Genomic DNA, 361 nt, shown 5'->3' with positions numbered 1-361 from the left:
GGTGGAGGATGACGGGCTCGAACCGCCGACCCCCTGCTTGTAAGGCAGGTGCTCTCCCAGCTGAGCTAATCCTCCATCTGGGTTTATTTAAATGGTGACCCGTACGGGATTCGAACCCGTGTTACCGCCGTGAAAGGGCGGTGTCTTAACCACTTGACCAACGGGCCAATAATAAAATGTTTAGGATGGCGGAGAGTAAGGGATTTGAACCCTTGAGACAGTGTTAACCGCCTACACGATTTCCAATCGTGCTCCTTCGACCTCTCGGACAACTCTCCAAGAAGAATGGCTCCGAAGGTAGGACTCGAACCTACGACCAACCGGTTAACAGCCGGTTGCTCTACCACTGAGCTACTTCGGA

Annotated in this window: 4 tRNA genes; all 4 read right to left on the bottom strand. The window is 53.2% G+C overall.

Annotated features, from left to right (window positions below):
* Positions 1-2: 2 nt before the first annotated feature.
* Positions 3-75 (bottom strand) — tRNA-Val (locus AC3II9_RS21610).
* A gap of 17 nt (positions 76-92) precedes the next feature.
* A tRNA-Glu gene (locus tag AC3II9_RS21605) sits at positions 93-167 on the bottom strand.
* A 19-nt stretch (positions 168-186) separates the two neighbouring features.
* Positions 187-278 (bottom strand) — tRNA-Ser (locus AC3II9_RS21600).
* Between the two features lie 8 nt (positions 279-286).
* Positions 287-361, bottom strand: a tRNA-Asn gene (locus AC3II9_RS21595).

It is taken from the genome of Lysinibacillus sp. RU7 (genome assembly GCF_057837305.1).
The sequence above is the reverse complement of the archived record's forward strand: the minus strand, read 5'-3'. Positions and strand labels throughout refer to the sequence as shown.